The organism is Mesorhizobium sp. A623 (genome assembly GCF_054489405.1).
The window spans coordinates 21497-38228 of record NZ_JBTMXB010000005.1 but is presented as its reverse complement, the minus strand read 5'-3'; the positions used below and the strand labels follow the sequence as shown (position 1 = coordinate 38228).

The following is a 16732-nucleotide window of genomic DNA, read 5'->3' as shown; positions in this document are numbered from 1 at the left end:
AAGACAATCCGCATGGCATTTGGTTTCATCAAGAAAGTCTTTTCCTTCGGCAAGAAGGAAGTGGTCGAGGAGCGGCCGGACGAGGCGACGCCTCTGCCGCCGCTGAATTTCGAAGCGCTGGAAGGATTGAAGCCGGCCGCCGAGCCGGAACAGCCGACGCCGGTTGAACCGGAGCCGGAGCCGGCCGCCCCGGAAGTGGAACCTGAGCCGGAAACGCAGCCCGAACCGGCTCCGGTCGAGGTGCCGGAAAAGCCGGAACCGGCGCGACCCGAGCCTGCCGAACAGCCCGCGCCGACACCCCCGGAAATCCCGGTTGAGCCTATCGTGCCCGAACCCGTTCCGGTCCCTTCACCCGTTCCAACACCCGCGCCCGTTCCAACACCGGCACCGGCACCGCCAGAAATCCCCGAGCCGGCACCGGAGCCGAGTGAGCCGGAAGTGGTGGAAGTTCCGCCGCCGCCCGCTGAAATCCCGTCTCCGCCTGTGGAAGTCCCATCTCCACCCGCCGAGACTCAGCCGATGCTTGCCGAAACAGCGTTGGCCCCGCCTATGCCGAAGCCCGGCAAGGTTACCGTCGCCAAAAAGGTCGAGCAGAAGGCCGAACCGAGCCCCGCGCCCGAACCGGTTGCACCGAGGCTTTCCTGGTTTCAGCGCATGCGCGAGGGGCTGGCGCGCTCGTCGAAGGAATTGTCGGGCAACATCGCCGGTGTCTTCACCCGCAGGAAGCTGGACGAGGACACGCTGCAGGATCTGGAGGATGTGCTGATCCGCGCCGATCTCGGCATGGAGACGGCCCTGCGCATCACCGATGCGCTTTCGGCCAGCCGCTACGGCAAGGAAGTTTCCGACGCCGACGTGCGCACCATCATGGCCGCCGAGGTGGAAAAAGTGCTGGCGCCGGTCGCCATGCCGCTGGAACTCGACCTTTCGCACAAGCCGCATGTGGTGCTGGTTGTCGGCGTCAACGGCACCGGCAAGACCACCACCATCGGCAAGCTCGCGGCCAAACTCACCGAGGGCGGGCTGTCTGTCATGCTGGCGGCGGGCGATACCTTTCGTGCCGCCGCAATCGAGCAGTTGAAGATATGGGGCGAGCGCACCAATTCGCCGGTCGTCTCGAGCAAGCTCGGCGCGGATGCGGCGGGCCTCGCCTATGACGCCTTCGAGCAGGCGAAAGCGGCCGGCGCCGACGTACTCATCATCGACACCGCCGGGCGGCTGCAAAACAAGACCGAACTGATGGCGGAACTGGAAAAGATCGTGCGCGTGCTGGGCAAGCTCGACCCGGATGCGCCGCATACGGTGCTGCAAACGGTGGACGCCACCACTGGCCAGAATGCACTCAACCAGGTCGAAATCTTCCGCAACATCGCCGGCGTCAACGGGCTGGTCATGACCAAGCTGGACGGCACCGCGCGCGGCGGCATTCTGGTGGCGATCGCGGCCAAGCACAAATTGCCCGTCTATTTCATCGGCGTCGGCGAGCAGGTCGAAGACCTCGAACCGTTCTCGGCCAACGAATTCGCGCGGGCAATCGCAGGGGTAGGGTAACTTTGATGTCAACTCTCTACGTTGCCCCCTTGTCCCCCCTTTTCGCGGAAACCCAAGCATGACCCCTATTGTCGAACGCGACCCGTCCGAAGACCCGCAGAAAAGCAGGAAGGAAAGCGTCAATCCGGCGCTCAAGCTGGTGCTGGAACTCGGGCCCCTGATGGTCTTCTTCTTCGCCAACGCGCGGGGCGAATGGCTCGTGCAAAAATTCCCGGCGCTGGCCGAACTCGGCGGTCCGATCTTCATCGCCACCGGCCTGTTCATGGCCGCGACCGCGATTGCGCTCGCCGTATCGTGGCTGCTGACCCGCACCTTGCCGATGATGCCGCTGATATCCGGCGTCGTCGTGCTCATCTTCGGCGCGCTGACCCTCTATCTGCAAAACGACGTTTTCATCAAGATGAAGCCGACCATCGTCAACGCGCTGTTCGGCGGCATCCTGCTCGGCGGACTTCTCTTCGGAAAATCGCTGCTCGGCTACGTCTTCAATTCGGCTTTCAGCCTCGACGCCGAAGGCTGGCGCAAGCTCACCTTCCGCTGGGGCCTGTTTTTCTTCGTGCTGGCGGTGCTGAACGAGGTGGTCTGGCGCAATTTCTCGACCGATTTCTGGGTGGCGTTCAAGGTGTGGGCGACCATGCCGATCACCATCGTATTCACCATCAGCCAGATGCCGCTGATCCTGCGCCACTCGCTGGACAACAAGAGCGGGGATAGCGGCAAGGCCAGCAAATAGCGGGCCTCGCGATAGCTGACGGCCGGTTATGCTACAGTCGGGCGCGACTCGCTTGATGGATTGATCGTCCTTGCTGAACATACTGGCCATTTCCGGCAGTTTGCGCGCCGCCTCGACCAATTCCGCCTTGGTCGCCGCATTGGCAGCGGTCGTTCAGCCCTTTTGCCGCATCCATATCCATGACGGCCTGGGCCGGCTGCCTATCTTCAACCCGGACGACGAGGGCTCGCGCACCCCGGACGAGGCGACGCTGCTCATCGATGCTGTCACCCGGTCGGACGGCATCATCCTTTCCTGTCCCGAATATGCCCATGGCGTGCCGGGCGGCCTGAAGAACGCGCTTGACTGGCTGGTGTCGCGCGACGCCGCCGTCGGCAAGCCCGCCATGCTCGTGCACGCCTCGGCACGCTCGCTGTATTGCCGCGCGGCGCTGAGCGAGATCATGCGGACGATGTCGTTTTCGCTGCATGAGGGGCCGGAACTGGAGGTTCCCCTGCTTGGCAAGAAACCGCCGGAAATGCACGCGATCCTGACGAAGCCGGCAACGATGGCCTCGATGCGCGAGCATCTGTCGACCTTTTGCGAATTTGTGAACGGCCGTTAGAGCGTCCTTTCATTGAGCGTCGGAATAATCCGAAAACCGGGTTCCACTTTTCGGTCCGATGCTTTAGGCGCCATGCGCCTGGTGCAATGCTGCAATGCAGCATATTCCTTTTGCGCCGCACACACACTATGTCATGCTGCGTATGTGATCTGGGAGGAACAATCGTGCCGCCAGCGGCACAGAAAGGAACCGCCATGATCTTCGAAAGCCTTATCCAGGGCGCGCGCAACCGCCACGCGAAGCGCAAGCGCTACAACCAGCTTGTCAACGAGATCAACAGCCTGAGCCAGCGCGACCTTGCCGATATGAACGGGAACCGCTCGGAAATGCTGCATCACGCCCACAAGGAAGTGTTCGGCTGATTTCCGCGTCCCGCGCGCAGGAAACACGAGAGCATCGGACCGAAAAGTGGTTACCGGTTTTCGGAAAATCCGATGCTCAAACAGAAAGATGGAGCGTCGGGCCGAATTGATTGACGTCAATTCGGCTCGGACTCTATTCCGGCCCAAGTTAATCCGGCTTGGCCCGCGCCTTTTCGATCTCGGGAAGCAGCAGCGCCTGCACGGATTGGGGCGTCAGCGGGCCGACATGCTTGTAGGCGATCTTGCCGTCCTTGCCGATGACGAAGGTTTCCGGCACGCCATAGACGCCCCAGTCGATCGCCGTGCGGCCGGCTCCATCGACGCCCACCGCTTGATACGGATTGCCGAGATCGCCGAGGAAACGGAGCGCGTTCTGCGGCTTGTCCTTGTAGTTCAGCCCCGCCATCACATAGCTTTTGTCCCTCGATAAGGCGAGCAGGACCGGATGCTCCTCGCGGCATGGCGCGCACCAGGAAGCAAACACGTTGAGCACGGTCACCTTGCCGGCGAATTCCTTGGAATCGAGGCCTGGCAGGTTGGTGCCTTCAAGCGGGGGAAGATGCGTTGCCGGCGCCGTCAGCCCGATCAGCGCCGAGGGCACGTCCGCACTGTCGCGGCCCGACATCAATTGCGACAGGAACACGCCGGCCAGCCCGAGAAAGATCAGCAGCGGCAGAACCACGAAAAGGCGGCGCTTCGGCTTGGCTGCCCTGTCTGGTTCAACGCTCATGTCTGGTTCAACGCTCACGGCTTGGCCGCCTTCGCCTTGTCGGAGCGGCGGCGAATGCCGGCCGCTTCCAGTTCCGCCAGTTCGCGCTTGCGTGCCCGCTGGTCAAGCAACACCCAACCAATCAGTCCGATAAGAGCCACGGCGGTGATGCCATAGGCCGCCGTCACATAAAGGGCATGCGCGCTCATGCGGGCCGCCCTGGGCAAGCGATGTTCGACTTCATCCGTAGCGTGCGATTTCGAATGACCATGTCTTTCCTTAGCGTCGGGCCGTTGCCGGCGCAATCAGCCGCCGTGCCGCAGGTGGGCTCAGTCCGTGCCCTGCCGCAGCGCCAGTGCCGCCGCGAGCGGGCCGATCACCGCGAAGAACAGCGTCAAGGCGGCAAGAATGAGGAAGGGCGGCAGGAACGGGTCCGGCTCGGCCACCGCGCCGTAGCTTGCCGAGACGCCGAAGATCAGCACCGGAATGGTCAGCGGCAGCACCAGCACGGAGATCAGCAGGCCACCGCGCGGCAACGCAACCGCGACCGCAGCGCCGACAGCGCCGATAAAGGCGATCGCCGGCGTGCCGACGAGCAGCGTCAGGGCAGCCGCCCCGATGCCGATCGGCTCCATGTTCATGAACAGGCCGAGAACGGGCGCGGCGATCACCAGCGGCAGCACGTTTGCCGTCCAGTGCGCGAGGCATTTGACCAGCACGGTCAGCGCCAGCATATGGCGGTCGCGCGCCAGCACCAGGAGGTCAAGCGAGCCGTCCTCGCGCTCCGCCTGGAACAGCCGATCAAGGCCAAGCAACGATGCCAGCAGCGCCCCGATCCACACGATGGCCGGACCGATGCGGGCCAGCAGGTTCAGGTCCGGCCCGACGCCAAAGGGAATGGTGACGATGACGGCCAGGAAGAAGATGACGCCGGTCAGCGCCCCGCCGCCGGCGCGCACGGAAAGTTTCAGGTCGCGGAGGTAGAGGGCCCACACTATCGAGTTTCTCCGAGGGGGGCGCGAAGAGGCTCAGGCATCCCCGTCCATCCGCAATTCCTGTGCTTCGATGCCCAGCGGCAGATGCGTGGCGGCGACGAGAATGCCACCGTCGCGGCAGTATGTCGCCATCAGCCCGGAAAAGCGTTGCGCCGAAGCGTTGTCCAGCCCCGCGGTCGGTTCGTCCAGCAGCCAGAGCGGGCGGCGCGAAACCAGCAGCCGGGCTATCGCGGCGCGGCGCCGCTGGCCGGTCGACAGATAGCCAAAGGGCAGGTGGCCGATCCCGCCAAGGCCGACGACTTCCAGAGCTTCCTCGGTGCTCAATTGCGTCTCGCCGCAGAAATCGCGCCAGAAGCACAGGTTTTCCGTGACGCTGAGCGTCGGCTTCATCGCGTTCTGATGGCCGAGATAGTGGCAGGCAGAGGCAACCGTCGGGAACGCCTCGCCGCCGTCTTCGAAAGCGACGCGCCCGCTCGCCGCCGGTAGAAGGCCCGCGATAATGCGAAGCAGCGTCGATTTTCCCGAACCGTTCGGGCCGGTAACGACAAGCGCTTTTCCCTTTTCCAACGAAAAGCCGATATTGGAGAACACGGTTTCGCCTCCGCGTTCGCCGCTCAAATTCTCGGCGATGAGCCGCATCGTTCCCCCTTGGCCTGACGTTCGGCCGCAATATGCGGGCGGCGCGGTAAAAATGGCGATTCTGTGTCTAGAACTATTCCAGAATAAACTCTATATGCGAGCCATCCGTGCCAGCGGTCGGCGCGGGAACAGAATTTGCACCGGACCAGTGTGCGTGTCGCCTTGAACGACCGGACATCAGGGAGCGGACAGCGGAAATGGCCGTACCCGCACCCTTGCGCGTGATTGCATGCCATCGGCGTCCCTTCCCTTCCGGCTGAACAGACCAGAATGGGATCGCAATGTCCAAATCTCTCGATAGTTTCAATTGTCGCCGTACCCTGACCGCGGGGGACGCGGAATATGTCTATTTCAGCCTCATCGAAGCTGAAAAGAACGGCCTTACCGGCATCGCCCAACTGCCCTATTCGATGAAGGTGCTGCTGGAAAACCTGCTGCGCAACGAGGACGGCCGCACCGTCACCAAGGCGTCGATCCAGGCAGTGGCCGACTGGCTGACCGACAAGGGCACCGCCGGCGTCGAGATCGCCTATCGCCCGGCCCGCGTCTTGATGCAGGACTTTACCGGCGTTCCGGCCGTGGTCGATCTGGCGGCTATGCGCGACGCGATGGTGTCGCTGGGCGGCGATCCGCAGAAAATCAACCCGCTGGTGCCCGTCGATCTGGTCATCGACCACTCGGTCATCGTCGACGAGTTCGGCACGCCGATGGCGTTCGCGCGCAACGTCGAACTGGAATATGAACGCAACGAAGAACGCTACAAGTTCCTGAAATGGGGCCAGCAGGCGTTCCGCAACTTCCGCGTGGTGCCGCCCGGCACCGGCATCTGCCATCAGGTCAATCTCGAATATCTCGGCCAGGTCGTGTGGACCAATTCCGAAGACGGCGAAACGACCGCCTATCCCGACACCTGCGTCGGCACCGATTCGCACACCACCATGATCAACGGCCTTGGCGTTCTCGGCTGGGGCGTCGGCGGCATCGAGGCGGAAGCGGCCATGCTCGGCCAGCCCGTTTCCATGCTGTTGCCTGAAGTCATCGGCTTCCGCCTGACCGGCAAGGTCAAGGAAGGCGTCACCGCCACCGACCTGGTGCTGACCGTGACCCAGATGCTGCGCAAGAAGGGCGTCGTCGGCAAATTCGTCGAGTTCTTCGGCCCCGGCCTGTCCTCGATGACGCTGGCCGACCGCGCCACCATCGGCAACATGGCGCCGGAATATGGCGCGACCTGCGGCTTCTTCCCCGTCGACGTCGAGACGGTGCGTTATCTGCATATGTCCGGCCGCACCGAGGCCCGCATCGCGCTGGTCGAGGAATATTCCAAGGCGCAAGGCCTGTGGCGCGACAATTCCTCGGCCGATCCGGTCTTCACCGACATGCTCGAACTCGACCTCGGCGATGTCGTGCCTTCCATGGCCGGCCCCAAGCGTCCGGAAGGCCGCCAGGCGCTGGAAGACATTCCGGCCGGCTTCGCCACGGCGATGGAAACGGAATACAAGAAGGCTGCCGAAATCCACAAGCGCTACCCCGTCGAGGGCACAAGCCACGATCTCGGCCATGGCGACGTCGTCATCGCCGCGATCACGTCTTGCACCAACACGTCCAACCCGAGCGTTTTGATCGGGGCAGGCCTGCTGGCCCGCAACGCCAACCGGCTCGGCCTCAAGCAGAAGCCGTGGGTGAAGACCTCGCTGGCGCCCGGCTCCCAGGTGGTTGCCGAATATCTGGAAAAGTCCGGCCTGCAGAAGGAACTCGACCAGATCGGCTTCAACCTCGTCGGCTTCGGCTGCACCACCTGCATCGGAAACTCGGGTCCCTTGCCGCCGGCGATCTCCAAGGCCATCAACGACAAGGGCTTGATCGTCGCGGCGGTGTTGTCCGGCAACCGCAATTTCGAGGGCCGCGTCTCGCCCGACACGCAGGCGAATTATCTCGCCTCGCCGCCGCTGGTGGTCGCGCATGCGCTGGCCGGCACGGTGACGAAGGACCTGACCAAGGAGCCGCTGGGCGAGGATCGCGACGGCAAGCCGGTCTATCTGAAGGACATCTGGCCAAGCTCCGCCGAAATCCAGGAGTTCATCGAAAAGAACGTCACGCGCGAACTGTTCGCCCGCAAATATGCCGACGTCTTCAAGGGCGACGAGAACTGGCAGAAGGTGCAAGCGCCGGCGGGCCAGACCTACGCCTGGGACGACAATTCGACCTATGTGCAAAATCCGCCCTATTTCGAAGGCATGACGGCCGGCTTCGGCTCGATCGCCGACATCAAGGGCGCGCGCGTGCTTGGCCTGTTCGGCGACAAGATCACCACCGACCACATCTCGCCGGCCGGTTCGATCAAGGCGGCGTCGCCCGCCGGAAAATACCTCACCGATAATGGCGTCGCCGTCACCGACTTCAACCAGTACGGCACGCGGCGCGGCAACCATGAGGTGATGATGCGCGGCACCTTTGCCAATATCCGCATCCGCAACCACATGCTGGGCGAAAACGGCCGCGAGGGCGGCTACACGATCCACTATCCGTCCAAGGAAGAGGAATCGATCTACGACGCGGCCATGCAGTACAAGCAGGAAGGCGTGCCGCTGGTCGTCTTTGCCGGCGTCGAATATGGCAACGGTTCGTCGCGCGACTGGGCGGCCAAGGGCACCAATCTGCTCGGCGTGCGCGCGGTCATCGCCCAGTCGTTCGAGCGTATCCACCGCTCGAACCTGGTCGGCATGGGCGTCGTTCCCTATACTTTCGAGGAAGGCACTTCCTGGGCCTCGCTCAACCTCAAGGGCGACGAACTGGTCGAGATCGACGGGCTTTCCTCGATCAAGCCGCGCCAGAAGATGATCGCCAAGGTGACCTATGGCGACGGTACGGTGAAGAACGTGCCGATCCTGTGCCGCATCGATACGCTGGACGAACTCGACTACTTCAAGAACGGCGGCATCCTGCAATATGTGCTGCGCGATCTGGCGGCGTAACCGCCCTTTCATCCGCGAATGCCAACCGCCGGAGCGAAAGCTCCGGCGGTTTTGTTTGTGGCGGCGAAAAATTTCACCGCAACGTGACTTCCCGTTGAGGGCCGCTTCTGCCACATATTTTAGAGATAACAAGAAGAGCCGGCATCACCGGCGCAATCGCGGAACGGCCATGGCATTTCCAAATTTTCTGCGGCTGGCGGCAGTAGCGGCGCTGGCGTTGACGGCATTGGCCGACACCGCCCTTGCCGACGAGACGCAGACCGAAGGCACCCCCTTGGGTGTGGTGGAACTGTTTACCAGCCAGGGTTGCAGTTCCTGCCCGCCCGCCGACGAGATTTTCGCCGATTTGGCGGCCCGGCCGGACATCGTGGCGCTCGCCTACCATGTCGACTACTGGGACTATCTCGGCTGGAAGGACACGCTGAGCAGCAAGAAGAACACCGAACGGCAATATGCCTATATGCGCGCCTTCGGCAGCCGGTCCGTCTATACGCCGCAGGCCGTCATCAACGGCCGCACCCATGTCAACGGCGCCAACCGCCATGCTGTGAACGACACGCTGGCCGGCATGAAAAAGGCGGGCCAGGGCATGAGCGTTTCGCTCAAGGTCAGCCGCACCGACGATGGCGTCATCATCGATGCCGGCGATGCGGGCGCCAATCCGGCCGTGCCACCCAACGCCCACCTCATCCTCGTCTTTTTCGACGCGCCTCAGATCATCAGCATCGGCAATGGCGAAAATAACGGCCGCAAGGAAACATACTGGAACGCGGTTTCGGAAATCCAGACCGCCGGCATGTGGCACGGCAAGGCGCAGCGCTACGAATTGCCGATGAGCGAGATCGCCAAAAAGGGCGGCTGCGCAGCACTTTTGCAGGCCGTCGGCAAGGACGGCCTGCCGGGTCCCATTCTCGGCGCGGCCATGATCCACAACCCTTCCCCGAAATAGCTTCAGCGCAGGCGAGGCGGCGACCTTGATCTTTGAATCGATTGAAAAGGCGTTGCGCTTCGCCAACGACACGCCTTATGCTTCGCCCATGGTTGGCAAGTTCCGGTATAGGCCGGCCAGTTACCCAAGGGAGGAAGTAGGAATATGTTGCGCAAACTTCTTATCGGAACGGCTCTGGCGTCAGCCTTTGCGTTCGCGGCCCACGCCGAAGACGTCAAGGAAGTCCAGATGCTGCACTGGTGGACGTCCGGCGGCGAAGCGGCCGCGCTGAACGTGCTCAAGCAGGATCTGTCCAAGGAAGGCTATGCCTGGAAGGACGTGCCGGTGGCGGGCGGCGGCGGCGACGCTGCCATGACCGCGCTGAAGGCGATGGTCGCGGCCGGCAATTATCCGACCGCCTCGCAGATGCTCGGCTACACCGTGCTCGACTATGCCGCCGCCGGCGTCATGGGCGACCTGACGGAGACGGCGACGAAGGAAGGCTGGGACAAGGTCGTTCCCGCCGCTCTGCAGAAGTTTTCCGTCTATGAAGGAAAATGGGTCGCCGTGCCGGTAAACGTCCACTCGGTCAACTGGCTGTGGGTCAACAAGGCGGTGATGGAAAAGATCGGCGGCACCGAGCCGAAGAACTTCGATGAATTCCTGGCGCTGCTCGACAAGGCGAAAGCAGCCGGCGTCACCCCGCTGGCGCTTGGCGGCCAGGACTGGCAGGAAGCCATTCTGTTCGACGACGTCGTACTTTCCACCGGCGGCCCGGAGTTCTACAAGAAGGCGTTCAACGACCTCGACGAGGAGGCGCTCAAATCCGACACGATGAAGAAGTCGTTCGACAATCTCGCCAAGCTGATCCCCTATGTCGACGCCAATTTCGCGGGCCGCGACTGGAACCTTGCGACCGCCATGGTCATCAAGGGCGACGCGCTGGTGCAGGTGATGGGCGATTGGGCAAAGGGCGAGTTCACCGCCGCCAAGAAGAAGGCGGGCGACGACTTCCTGTGCTATCGCTTCCCCGGCACGGATGGCAGCGTGGTCTATAACTCCGACATGTTCGGCATGTTCAATGTTCCCGACGACCGCAAGGCCGCCCAGGTCGCATTGGCCACGGCAACTCTGTCGAAGAGCTTCCAGTCGGCGTTCAACGTGGTCAAGGGCTCGGTTCCAGCCCGCACCGACGTGCCCGATACCGACTTCGACGCCTGCGGCAAGAAGGGCATCGCCGATTTGAAGGCGGCCAATGACGGCGGCACGCTGTTCGGCTCGCTGGCGCAGGGCTATGGCGCACCGCCGGCCGTCGCCAACGCCTACAAGGACGTGGTGTCGAAATTCGTCCACGGCCAGATCAAGACCTCCGACGAAGCCGTAACCCAGCTCGTCCAGGCGATCGACGACGCCAGGTAGGCGCCTGAACAAGCGAAAGAGCCTTCCCGCGCGAGCGGGGAGGCTTCCGTCAACGATGGGCTGCCTGCCCATCTGCCTGGCGTCTGACGGCGTGGGGTGCGCTACGGTTACGGGAGGGGAACAATGAGCACGGTTGCCGAAACCGCCGTTAACCTGACGCCAAAAAGGGGTTCGGGACCGCGGCGCGCGGTGCGGTCGCGGCTGCAGGATGCCCTGCCCAAGATCGTGCTGGCACCAAGCTTCGCGATCACGGTCATCTTCGTCTACGGCTTCATCCTGTGGACGGTCTATCTGTCCTTCACCAACTCCAAGACCTTCCCGTCCTACGAGCTTACCGGCGCGGGCGCCTATCAAAAGCTGTGGCGCTGGACCTTCGAGAACGACCCGCCGTCGGGCTGGTACACATCCATCACCAATATGGGCATATTCGGCTTTCTCTACATCAGCATCTGCCTGGCGATCGGCCTTTGCCTGGCCATCCTTCTCGACCAGAAAATTCGCGGCGAAGGCGTGCTGCGCCCCATCTATCTCTATCCGATGGCGCTGTCCTTCATCGTCACCGGCGTGGCCTGGAAATGGTTCCTCGATCCCGGCCTCGGCCTTGAGCAGACGCTGCATGCGTGGGGCTGGACGAGCTTCCATTTCGACTGGATCAAGAACAAGGATTTCGTCATCTACACCGTGGTGATCGCCGGCGTCTGGCAGGCTTCCGGCTTCATCATGGCGATGTTTCTGGCCGGCCTGCGCGGCATCGACGGCGAGATCCTGAAGGCGGCGCAGATCGACGGCGCGACCACCTTCCAGCTTTATCGCCGCATCGTCATCCCGATGCTTCGGCCGGTATTCCTGTCCGCCTTCATCGTGCTGGCGCACCTGGCCATCAAATCCTACGACCTGGTCGTCGCGCTGACCAGCGGCGGTCCCGGCGGCTCCGCCTGGCTGCCGTCGAACTTCATGTACGAATATACGTTCAAGCGAAACCAAATGGCCGTGGGTTCGGCCAGCGCCATCATCATGCTGATGGCCATCGTGGCGATCATCGTACCCTATCTCTACTCGGAACTGCGGGAGAAGCCGCGATGAGCGCCGCTGCCGCCACCGACCGGCCAAAACCCTTGGGCATCAGCACAAGGACGCTAAACCGGATCGTCATCTACGGCTTGCTGGCGATCTTCGCCGTCTTCTATCTGATGCCGCTGTTCGTCATGCTGGTGACCTCGTTCAAGACCATGGACGAGATCCAGAACGGCACCATGCTGGCGCTGCCCAGGGAACCCACCATCGCGCCATGGGTGAAGGCCTGGGGCGGAACCTGCGTCGGCCTGACCTGCGCCGGCATCAAGGGCTATTTCTGGAACTCCATCAAGATGGTGGTTCCAGCCGTGCTGATTTCGACGTTTCTCGGCGCGTTGAACGGCTATGTGCTGACCAAATGGCGGTTCCGCGGCGCGACGCTGGTGTTCGGGCTGATGCTGTTCGCCTGCTTCATTCCGTTCCAGTCAGTATTGCTGCCGATGGCGACGATCCTCGGCACGTTGGGCCGCTTCGGCGCGACCCTGGACAACCTCACCGGTTTCCGCTTCGGCCTCGGCAATCCGACGGTAAACTTGGTGTTCGTCCACGTCGTCTACGGCCTCGGCTTTACCACCTTGTTCTTCCGCAATTACTACGAGGCATTTCCGACCGAACTGGTAAGGGCAGCACAAGTCGACGGCGCCGGCTTCTTCCAGATCTTCCGGCGCATCATGCTGCCGAACTCGCTGCCGATCTTCGTCGTCACCGTCATCTTCCAGTTCACCAACATCTGGAACGACTTCCTGTTCGCCTCGGCCTATGCCGGCACGGGAGACGCGATGCCGATGACGGTGGCTCTCAACAATGTCGTCAACACCTCGACCGGCGTGGTCGAATACAACGTCAACATGGCGGCGGCGATGATCGCGGCCCTGCCGACGCTCCTCGTCTATGTCGTCGCCGGCCGCTATTTCGTGCGCGGCCTGATGGCGGGCGCCGTCAAAGGATGATGCAATGGCATTTCTAGAAATCGATGGGTTGAAAAAACGGTTCGGCACGGTCGACATTCTCAAGGGGATCGACCTCGACCTCGACGAGGGCGGCTTCCTGGTGCTGGTCGGCCCTTCCGGCTGCGGCAAGTCCACTTTGCTCAACACCATTGCCGGGCTGGAGCCGATCACCCAGGGCGAAATCCGCGTCGACGGGCGCGCGATCAACGATCTGCATCCATCGAAGCGCGACATTGCCATGGTGTTCCAGAGCTACGCGCTCTACCCCAACATGACCGTCGCCGGGAACATCTCCTTCGGCATGGAAATGCGCGGCGTACCGGCGGCCGAGCGGCAGGCGGCCATCGACAAGGTCGCCAAGGTGCTGCAGATCGAGCACCTCCTGAAGCGCAAGCCGAGCCAGCTATCCGGCGGCCAGCGCCAGCGCGTCGCCATGGGCCGGGCGCTGGTGCGCGACCCGAAACTGTTCCTGTTCGATGAACCGCTATCGAATCTCGACGCCAAGCTGCGCGTCGACATGCGCGTCGAGATCAAGCGCCTGCATGCCAACACCGGCAAGACTATCGTCTACGTCACGCACGACCAGATCGAGGCGATGACGCTTGCCACCAAGATCGCGGTGATGCGCGAGGGCGAGGTGCAGCAGGTCGGCACGCCGGCGGAAATCTACAACAACCCGTTCAACCTTTTCGTCGCCGACTTCATGGGATCGCCGGCCATGAACCTCATTCCGGCAACGATCGAGACGAAGGACAACGCCCTGAACGTCGTGCTCGAAAGAGAGGGCGCGCCGATCCTGCTGCCCCTGGCGAAGGCGCCGGCCGGCCTTTCCGCCTTTCAGGGCAAGCCGATCATTTTCGGGATCAGGCCCGAGGCGCTGACCGACCCGGATGGGGCCGAGCGCAACGCCTCGACCATCGCCACCGCCGATTGCCATATCGAAGTGATCGAGCCCGCCGGTTCCGACACCTTCGCCATCACCAATCTGGGCGGCAAGGCCGTGGTCGCCAGGCTTCGCGCCGACGCCAACATCCGCTCCGGTGCCGACGCGCCGCTGGCCTTCAACCTGTCGAAGGCGGTGTTCTTCGATCCGGCGACGCAGCGGCGCATCGCCTGACGCATCGCAGTCTTCCGCAAGAGCCGCCGGCCGTCAGTGATAGCCGATGTCGTGGCGTACCTTGCCTCGGAACACCCAGTACGACCAGCCGGAATAGACGAGGATGATCGGAAGCAGGAAGAGCGTGCCGACCAGCAGGAAGGCCTGCGTCGAAGGCGACGACGCCGCTTCCCACAGCGTGAAGGTGTGCGGGACGATGAACGGCCACAGGCTGACCGCGATGCCCAGATAAGACAGCGTAAATAGAATGACCGCGCCGATGAACGGCCCGGCATGCGAGTTGCCCCAAAGCGACCGCCACGTCAGGAAAGCCGTCAGCAGGGTAAGGAGCGGGATCGGCGCCAGGATCAGGACATTCGGCCAGGAGAACCAGCGCTCGGCAATCTCGGCGCTGACCAGCGGCGTCCACAGGCTGACGATGCCGACACCGGCCAGAACGCCAAGCAGGCTGAAGCGGCCATGCTTGCGGGCGCGTTTTTGGATATCGCCTTCCGTCTTGAGGACGAGCCAGCCCGCGCCCAGAAGCGCATAGCCGAAGACAAGTGCTACGCCCGTCAGCAGCGCGAACGGCGTGAAGAAATCGAGCGAACTGCCGACGAACTCGCGCCCCTCGATCTTGAAGCCCTGAATATAGGAGCCGAGCATCACGCCCTGCGCGAAGGCAGCGACAGCCGATCCATAGCAGAAGCCATGATCCCAGAACGTCTTGTGCTCGACGTCGCGGAACCTGAACTCGAAGGCCACGCCCCGGAAAACCAGGGCCAAAAGCATGACCAGAATCGGGAAATAAAGAGCGGGAACGATGATCGCAAAGGCAAGCGGGAAAGCCGCCAGCAGCGCCAGGCCGCCAAGCACCAGCCATGTTTCGTTGCCGTCCCAGATCGGCGCGATCGAATTCATGACCAGGTTGCGGGACTGCAGATCGGGTTCGAACCCGTAGAGAATTCCGACGCCCAGATCAAAGCCGTCGAGCAGCACGTAGAAGAAGATGCCGGCGGCAAGGATCATCGCCCAGATCGGGACAAAGCTCAGCATGGTGTCCATCATGCTTCTCCCTTCGAGTGCAGTTCGACCGTGATCGGCTGGCTTGGTCGGCCACCCTCGATCAGCGGCTCGTCGTCGTCTGCGTCATCGGGCGAGGCATCGTGCGGTCCCTTGCGGATGATACGGAGCATGATGAATGCGCCTGCCGGGAAAATGATGAGATAGACAGCCATGTAGAAAAGCAGCGAGGTGAGGACGTTCCACCCCGTCAACGAAGGCGAGACGGCGTCGGCGGTCCGCATCAGCCCATAGACGACCCAGGGCTGGCGCCCAACCTCGGTGGTCGTCCATCCGGCAAGGACGGCGATGAAGCCCATCGGCCCCATGAACAGGCAGGCGCGGAGGAAGTTCGGACTTTCGAACAACCGCCCCCGCCAGCGCAGCCACCAACTGGAAACCACCAGCGCCAGCATCAAAAGGCCGATGCCGACCATGGCGCGAAAGGCAAAAAACGGCAGCGCGACCGGCGGCCGCTGGTCGGCTGGAAAATCCTTGAGGCCCCGGACCGTGCCGTCCAGGCTGTGTGTCAGGATCAGGCTGCCGAGCTTGGGAATCTCGACGGTGAAGCGGTTGGCTTCCGCCGTATCGCTGGGAATGGTGAAAAGCACGAGCGGCATCCCGCTCTGGGTTTCCCAAAGCGCTTCCATGGCGGCGACCTTGGCCGGCTGGTGCTCGAGCGTATTGAGGCCATGCTGGTCGCCGATGAAAATCTGCATCGGCACCAGGATCGTCAGCAACCACAGTGTGACCGATAGCATCGTGCGGGCTTCTGCGACGGCTTTTTGCCTGCGCAGCAGATAGGCCCCGACCGCGATCACGACAAAACCGGTGGTGATGTAGAAGCCGACGACCGTATGGGCGAAACGGTAGGGGAAGGACGGGTTGAAGACGATTGCAAACCAGTCGGTCGGAAAGAAGCGGCCGTCGACGATCTTGTAGCCGGCCGGCGTCTGCATCCAGCTATTGGCGGCGAGAATCCAGAACGAGGACAACAGCGTGCCGAACGCCACCATCAGGGCTGCGAAGAAATGCGCCCAGGCCGGCACCAGCTTGCGCCCGAACAACAGCACGCCGAGGAACGCCGCTTCCAGGAAAAACGCGGTCAGCCCCTCATAGGCGAACAGGGGCGCCAGCACGTTGGCGGTCACGTCGGAATACCGGCTCCAGTTGGTGCCGAACTGGAAGGGCATGATGATGCCGGAGACGACGCCGATGCCGAAGGCGACCGAGAAAACCTTGATCCAGAATGTAGAAATCCGGAAATAGATGTCCTTGCCGGTGAAGAAATGCATGCCCTCCAGCAGCGCGATGAAGGAGGCCAGGCCGACAGTCAGCGCCGGCATCAATATGTGCCAGCCGATCAGCCAGGCAAATTGCAGCCGGGAAAGGAAAAGTGGATCGAGTTCCATCGCGGTTATCCTGTTCCCGAACGCGACGCTCGACGGTAGTGCCGCGCGTCGACAGTGTGTCACAAGCAGGGCATCCCGTCACTGCCGAAGCAATGCACCATTGCGTGCATGGGACCGTCTGCCGCAGCGCAAGGCTATGCGCGTTCGAAAACAACGTTGTTGACAAAGAACAACTTCAGATGACGTCTGTTCCACACACCCACATCTTCAGCGGACAATATCACGC

The 16732-nt window shown here is 62.6% G+C and carries 16 protein-coding genes; 10 read left to right on the top strand and 6 right to left on the bottom strand.

Translation table 11 applies throughout. From position 1 onward, the window contains the following. Positions 1-12 precede the first annotated feature (12 nt). The 4 genes from ftsY (at position 13) to ACX3P1_RS06935 (ending at position 3250) form a co-directional block, all read left to right on the top strand. Complete coding sequence (ftsY, locus tag ACX3P1_RS06950; RefSeq protein ID WP_459078832.1) at positions 13-1551, top strand: signal recognition particle-docking protein FtsY; 1539 nt, start codon at positions 13-15, stop codon at positions 1549-1551. Between the two features lie 58 nt (positions 1552-1609). Next, positions 1610-2284, top strand: a complete 675-nt coding sequence (locus ACX3P1_RS06945) for a septation protein A (protein ID WP_459078831.1) — start codon at positions 1610-1612, stop codon at positions 2282-2284. Between the two features lie 70 nt (positions 2285-2354). Further along, entirely contained in the window at positions 2355-2888 is a 534-nt protein-coding gene (locus ACX3P1_RS06940; RefSeq protein ID WP_459078830.1) for an NADPH-dependent FMN reductase, read from the top strand. Positions 2889-3082: 194 nt separating this feature from the next. Then, entirely contained in the window at positions 3083-3250 is a 168-nt protein-coding gene (locus ACX3P1_RS06935) for a hypothetical protein (RefSeq protein WP_459078829.1), read from the top strand. Positions 3251-3398: 148 nt separating this feature from the next. Here ACX3P1_RS06935 and ACX3P1_RS06930 read toward each other — a convergent pair whose 3' ends face one another. The 4 genes from ACX3P1_RS06930 to ccmA all read right to left on the bottom strand — a co-directional run bounded on the left by ACX3P1_RS06930 (position 3399) and on the right by ccmA (position 5593). Then, positions 3399-3980 (bottom strand): DsbE family thiol:disulfide interchange protein, encoded by a 582-nt coding sequence (locus ACX3P1_RS06930; protein ID WP_459078828.1) that lies wholly within the window; start codon positions 3978-3980, stop codon positions 3399-3401. A 14-nt stretch (positions 3981-3994) separates the two neighbouring features. Next, positions 3995-4168 carry a heme exporter protein CcmD gene (gene ccmD, locus ACX3P1_RS06925; protein WP_459078827.1) on the bottom strand — a complete coding sequence of 58 codons (174 nt, stop codon included), beginning with the start codon at positions 4166-4168 and terminating at the stop codon, positions 3995-3997. Positions 4169-4288: 120 nt separating this feature from the next. Beyond that, positions 4289-4954: a heme exporter protein CcmB gene (ccmB, locus tag ACX3P1_RS06920; protein WP_459078826.1), complete on the bottom strand. Its 666-nt coding sequence runs from the start codon at positions 4952-4954 to the stop codon at positions 4289-4291. Positions 4955-4987: 33 nt separating this feature from the next. After that, positions 4988-5593, bottom strand: a complete 606-nt coding sequence (ccmA, locus tag ACX3P1_RS06915) for a heme ABC exporter ATP-binding protein CcmA (protein WP_459078825.1) — start codon at positions 5591-5593, stop codon at positions 4988-4990. A gap of 281 nt (positions 5594-5874) precedes the next feature. Between ccmA and acnA the strand changes: the two genes are divergently transcribed. From acnA to ACX3P1_RS06885, 6 genes are all read left to right on the top strand, one after another. Continuing rightward, positions 5875-8565 (top strand): aconitate hydratase AcnA, encoded by a 2691-nt coding sequence (gene acnA / locus ACX3P1_RS06910; protein ID WP_459078824.1) that lies wholly within the window; start codon positions 5875-5877, stop codon positions 8563-8565. Between the two features lie 169 nt (positions 8566-8734). After that, on the top strand, positions 8735-9514 hold the full coding sequence (locus ACX3P1_RS06905) for a DUF1223 domain-containing protein (RefSeq protein ID WP_459078823.1): 780 nt from the start codon (positions 8735-8737) through the stop codon (positions 9512-9514). A 144-nt stretch (positions 9515-9658) separates the two neighbouring features. Then, positions 9659-10912 carry an ABC transporter substrate-binding protein gene (locus tag ACX3P1_RS06900; RefSeq protein ID WP_459078822.1) on the top strand — a complete coding sequence of 418 codons (1254 nt, stop codon included), beginning with the start codon at positions 9659-9661 and terminating at the stop codon, positions 10910-10912. Positions 10913-11035: 123 nt separating this feature from the next. Next, positions 11036-11995, top strand: a complete 960-nt coding sequence (locus ACX3P1_RS06895; protein ID WP_459078821.1) for a carbohydrate ABC transporter permease — start codon at positions 11036-11038, stop codon at positions 11993-11995. After that, complete coding sequence (locus ACX3P1_RS06890; protein ID WP_459078820.1) at positions 11992-12936, top strand: carbohydrate ABC transporter permease; 945 nt, start codon at positions 11992-11994, stop codon at positions 12934-12936. The genes ACX3P1_RS06895 and ACX3P1_RS06890 overlap by 4 nt, the downstream gene beginning before the upstream one ends. 4 nt (positions 12937-12940) lie before the next feature. Then, entirely contained in the window at positions 12941-14053 is a 1113-nt protein-coding gene (locus tag ACX3P1_RS06885; protein WP_459078819.1) for an ABC transporter ATP-binding protein, read from the top strand. 33 nt (positions 14054-14086) lie between these two features. On the opposite strand, the gene cydB is transcribed toward ACX3P1_RS06885, so the two are convergent. Then, positions 14087-15100: a cytochrome d ubiquinol oxidase subunit II gene (cydB, locus tag ACX3P1_RS06880; RefSeq protein WP_459078818.1), complete on the bottom strand. Its 1014-nt coding sequence runs from the start codon at positions 15098-15100 to the stop codon at positions 14087-14089. After that, a complete protein-coding gene (locus tag ACX3P1_RS06875; RefSeq protein ID WP_459078817.1) occupies positions 15097-16506 on the bottom strand; it encodes a cytochrome ubiquinol oxidase subunit I in 1410 nt (469 codons plus the stop codon). Before ACX3P1_RS06875 ends, cydB begins: the two co-directional genes overlap by 4 nt. Positions 16507-16732 lie beyond the last annotated feature (226 nt).

What these genes read in the sequence shown, in the direction of transcription:
- ftsY (WP_459078832.1), top strand. Translation starts at nt 13, where the DNA reads ATGGCATTTGGTTTCATCAAGAAAGTCTTTTCCTTCGGCAAGAAGGAA.
- acnA (WP_459078824.1), top strand. Translation starts at nt 5,875, where the DNA reads ATGTCCAAATCTCTCGATAGTTTCAATTGTCGCCGTACCCTGACCGCG.
- ACX3P1_RS06945 (WP_459078831.1), top strand. Translation starts at nt 1,610, where the DNA reads ATGACCCCTATTGTCGAACGCGACCCGTCCGAAGACCCGCAGAAAAGC.
- ACX3P1_RS06885 (WP_459078819.1), top strand. Translation starts at nt 12,941, where the DNA reads ATGGCATTTCTAGAAATCGATGGGTTGAAAAAACGGTTCGGCACGGTC.
- ACX3P1_RS06900 (WP_459078822.1), top strand. Translation starts at nt 9,659, where the DNA reads ATGTTGCGCAAACTTCTTATCGGAACGGCTCTGGCGTCAGCCTTTGCG.
- ACX3P1_RS06905 (WP_459078823.1), top strand. Translation starts at nt 8,735, where the DNA reads ATGGCATTTCCAAATTTTCTGCGGCTGGCGGCAGTAGCGGCGCTGGCG.
- ACX3P1_RS06875 (WP_459078817.1), bottom strand. Translation starts at nt 16,506, where the DNA reads ATGGAACTCGATCCACTTTTCCTTTCCCGGCTGCAATTTGCCTGGCTG.
- ccmD (WP_459078827.1), bottom strand. Translation starts at nt 4,168, where the DNA reads ATGAGCGCGCATGCCCTTTATGTGACGGCGGCCTATGGCATCACCGCC.
- ACX3P1_RS06935 (WP_459078829.1), top strand. Translation starts at nt 3,083, where the DNA reads ATGATCTTCGAAAGCCTTATCCAGGGCGCGCGCAACCGCCACGCGAAG.
- ACX3P1_RS06890 (WP_459078820.1), top strand. Translation starts at nt 11,992, where the DNA reads ATGAGCGCCGCTGCCGCCACCGACCGGCCAAAACCCTTGGGCATCAGC.
- ccmA (WP_459078825.1), bottom strand. Translation starts at nt 5,593, where the DNA reads ATGCGGCTCATCGCCGAGAATTTGAGCGGCGAACGCGGAGGCGAAACC.
- cydB (WP_459078818.1), bottom strand. Translation starts at nt 15,100, where the DNA reads ATGATGGACACCATGCTGAGCTTTGTCCCGATCTGGGCGATGATCCTT.
- ACX3P1_RS06930 (WP_459078828.1), bottom strand. Translation starts at nt 3,980, where the DNA reads ATGAGCGTTGAACCAGACAGGGCAGCCAAGCCGAAGCGCCGCCTTTTC.
- ACX3P1_RS06895 (WP_459078821.1), top strand. Translation starts at nt 11,036, where the DNA reads ATGAGCACGGTTGCCGAAACCGCCGTTAACCTGACGCCAAAAAGGGGT.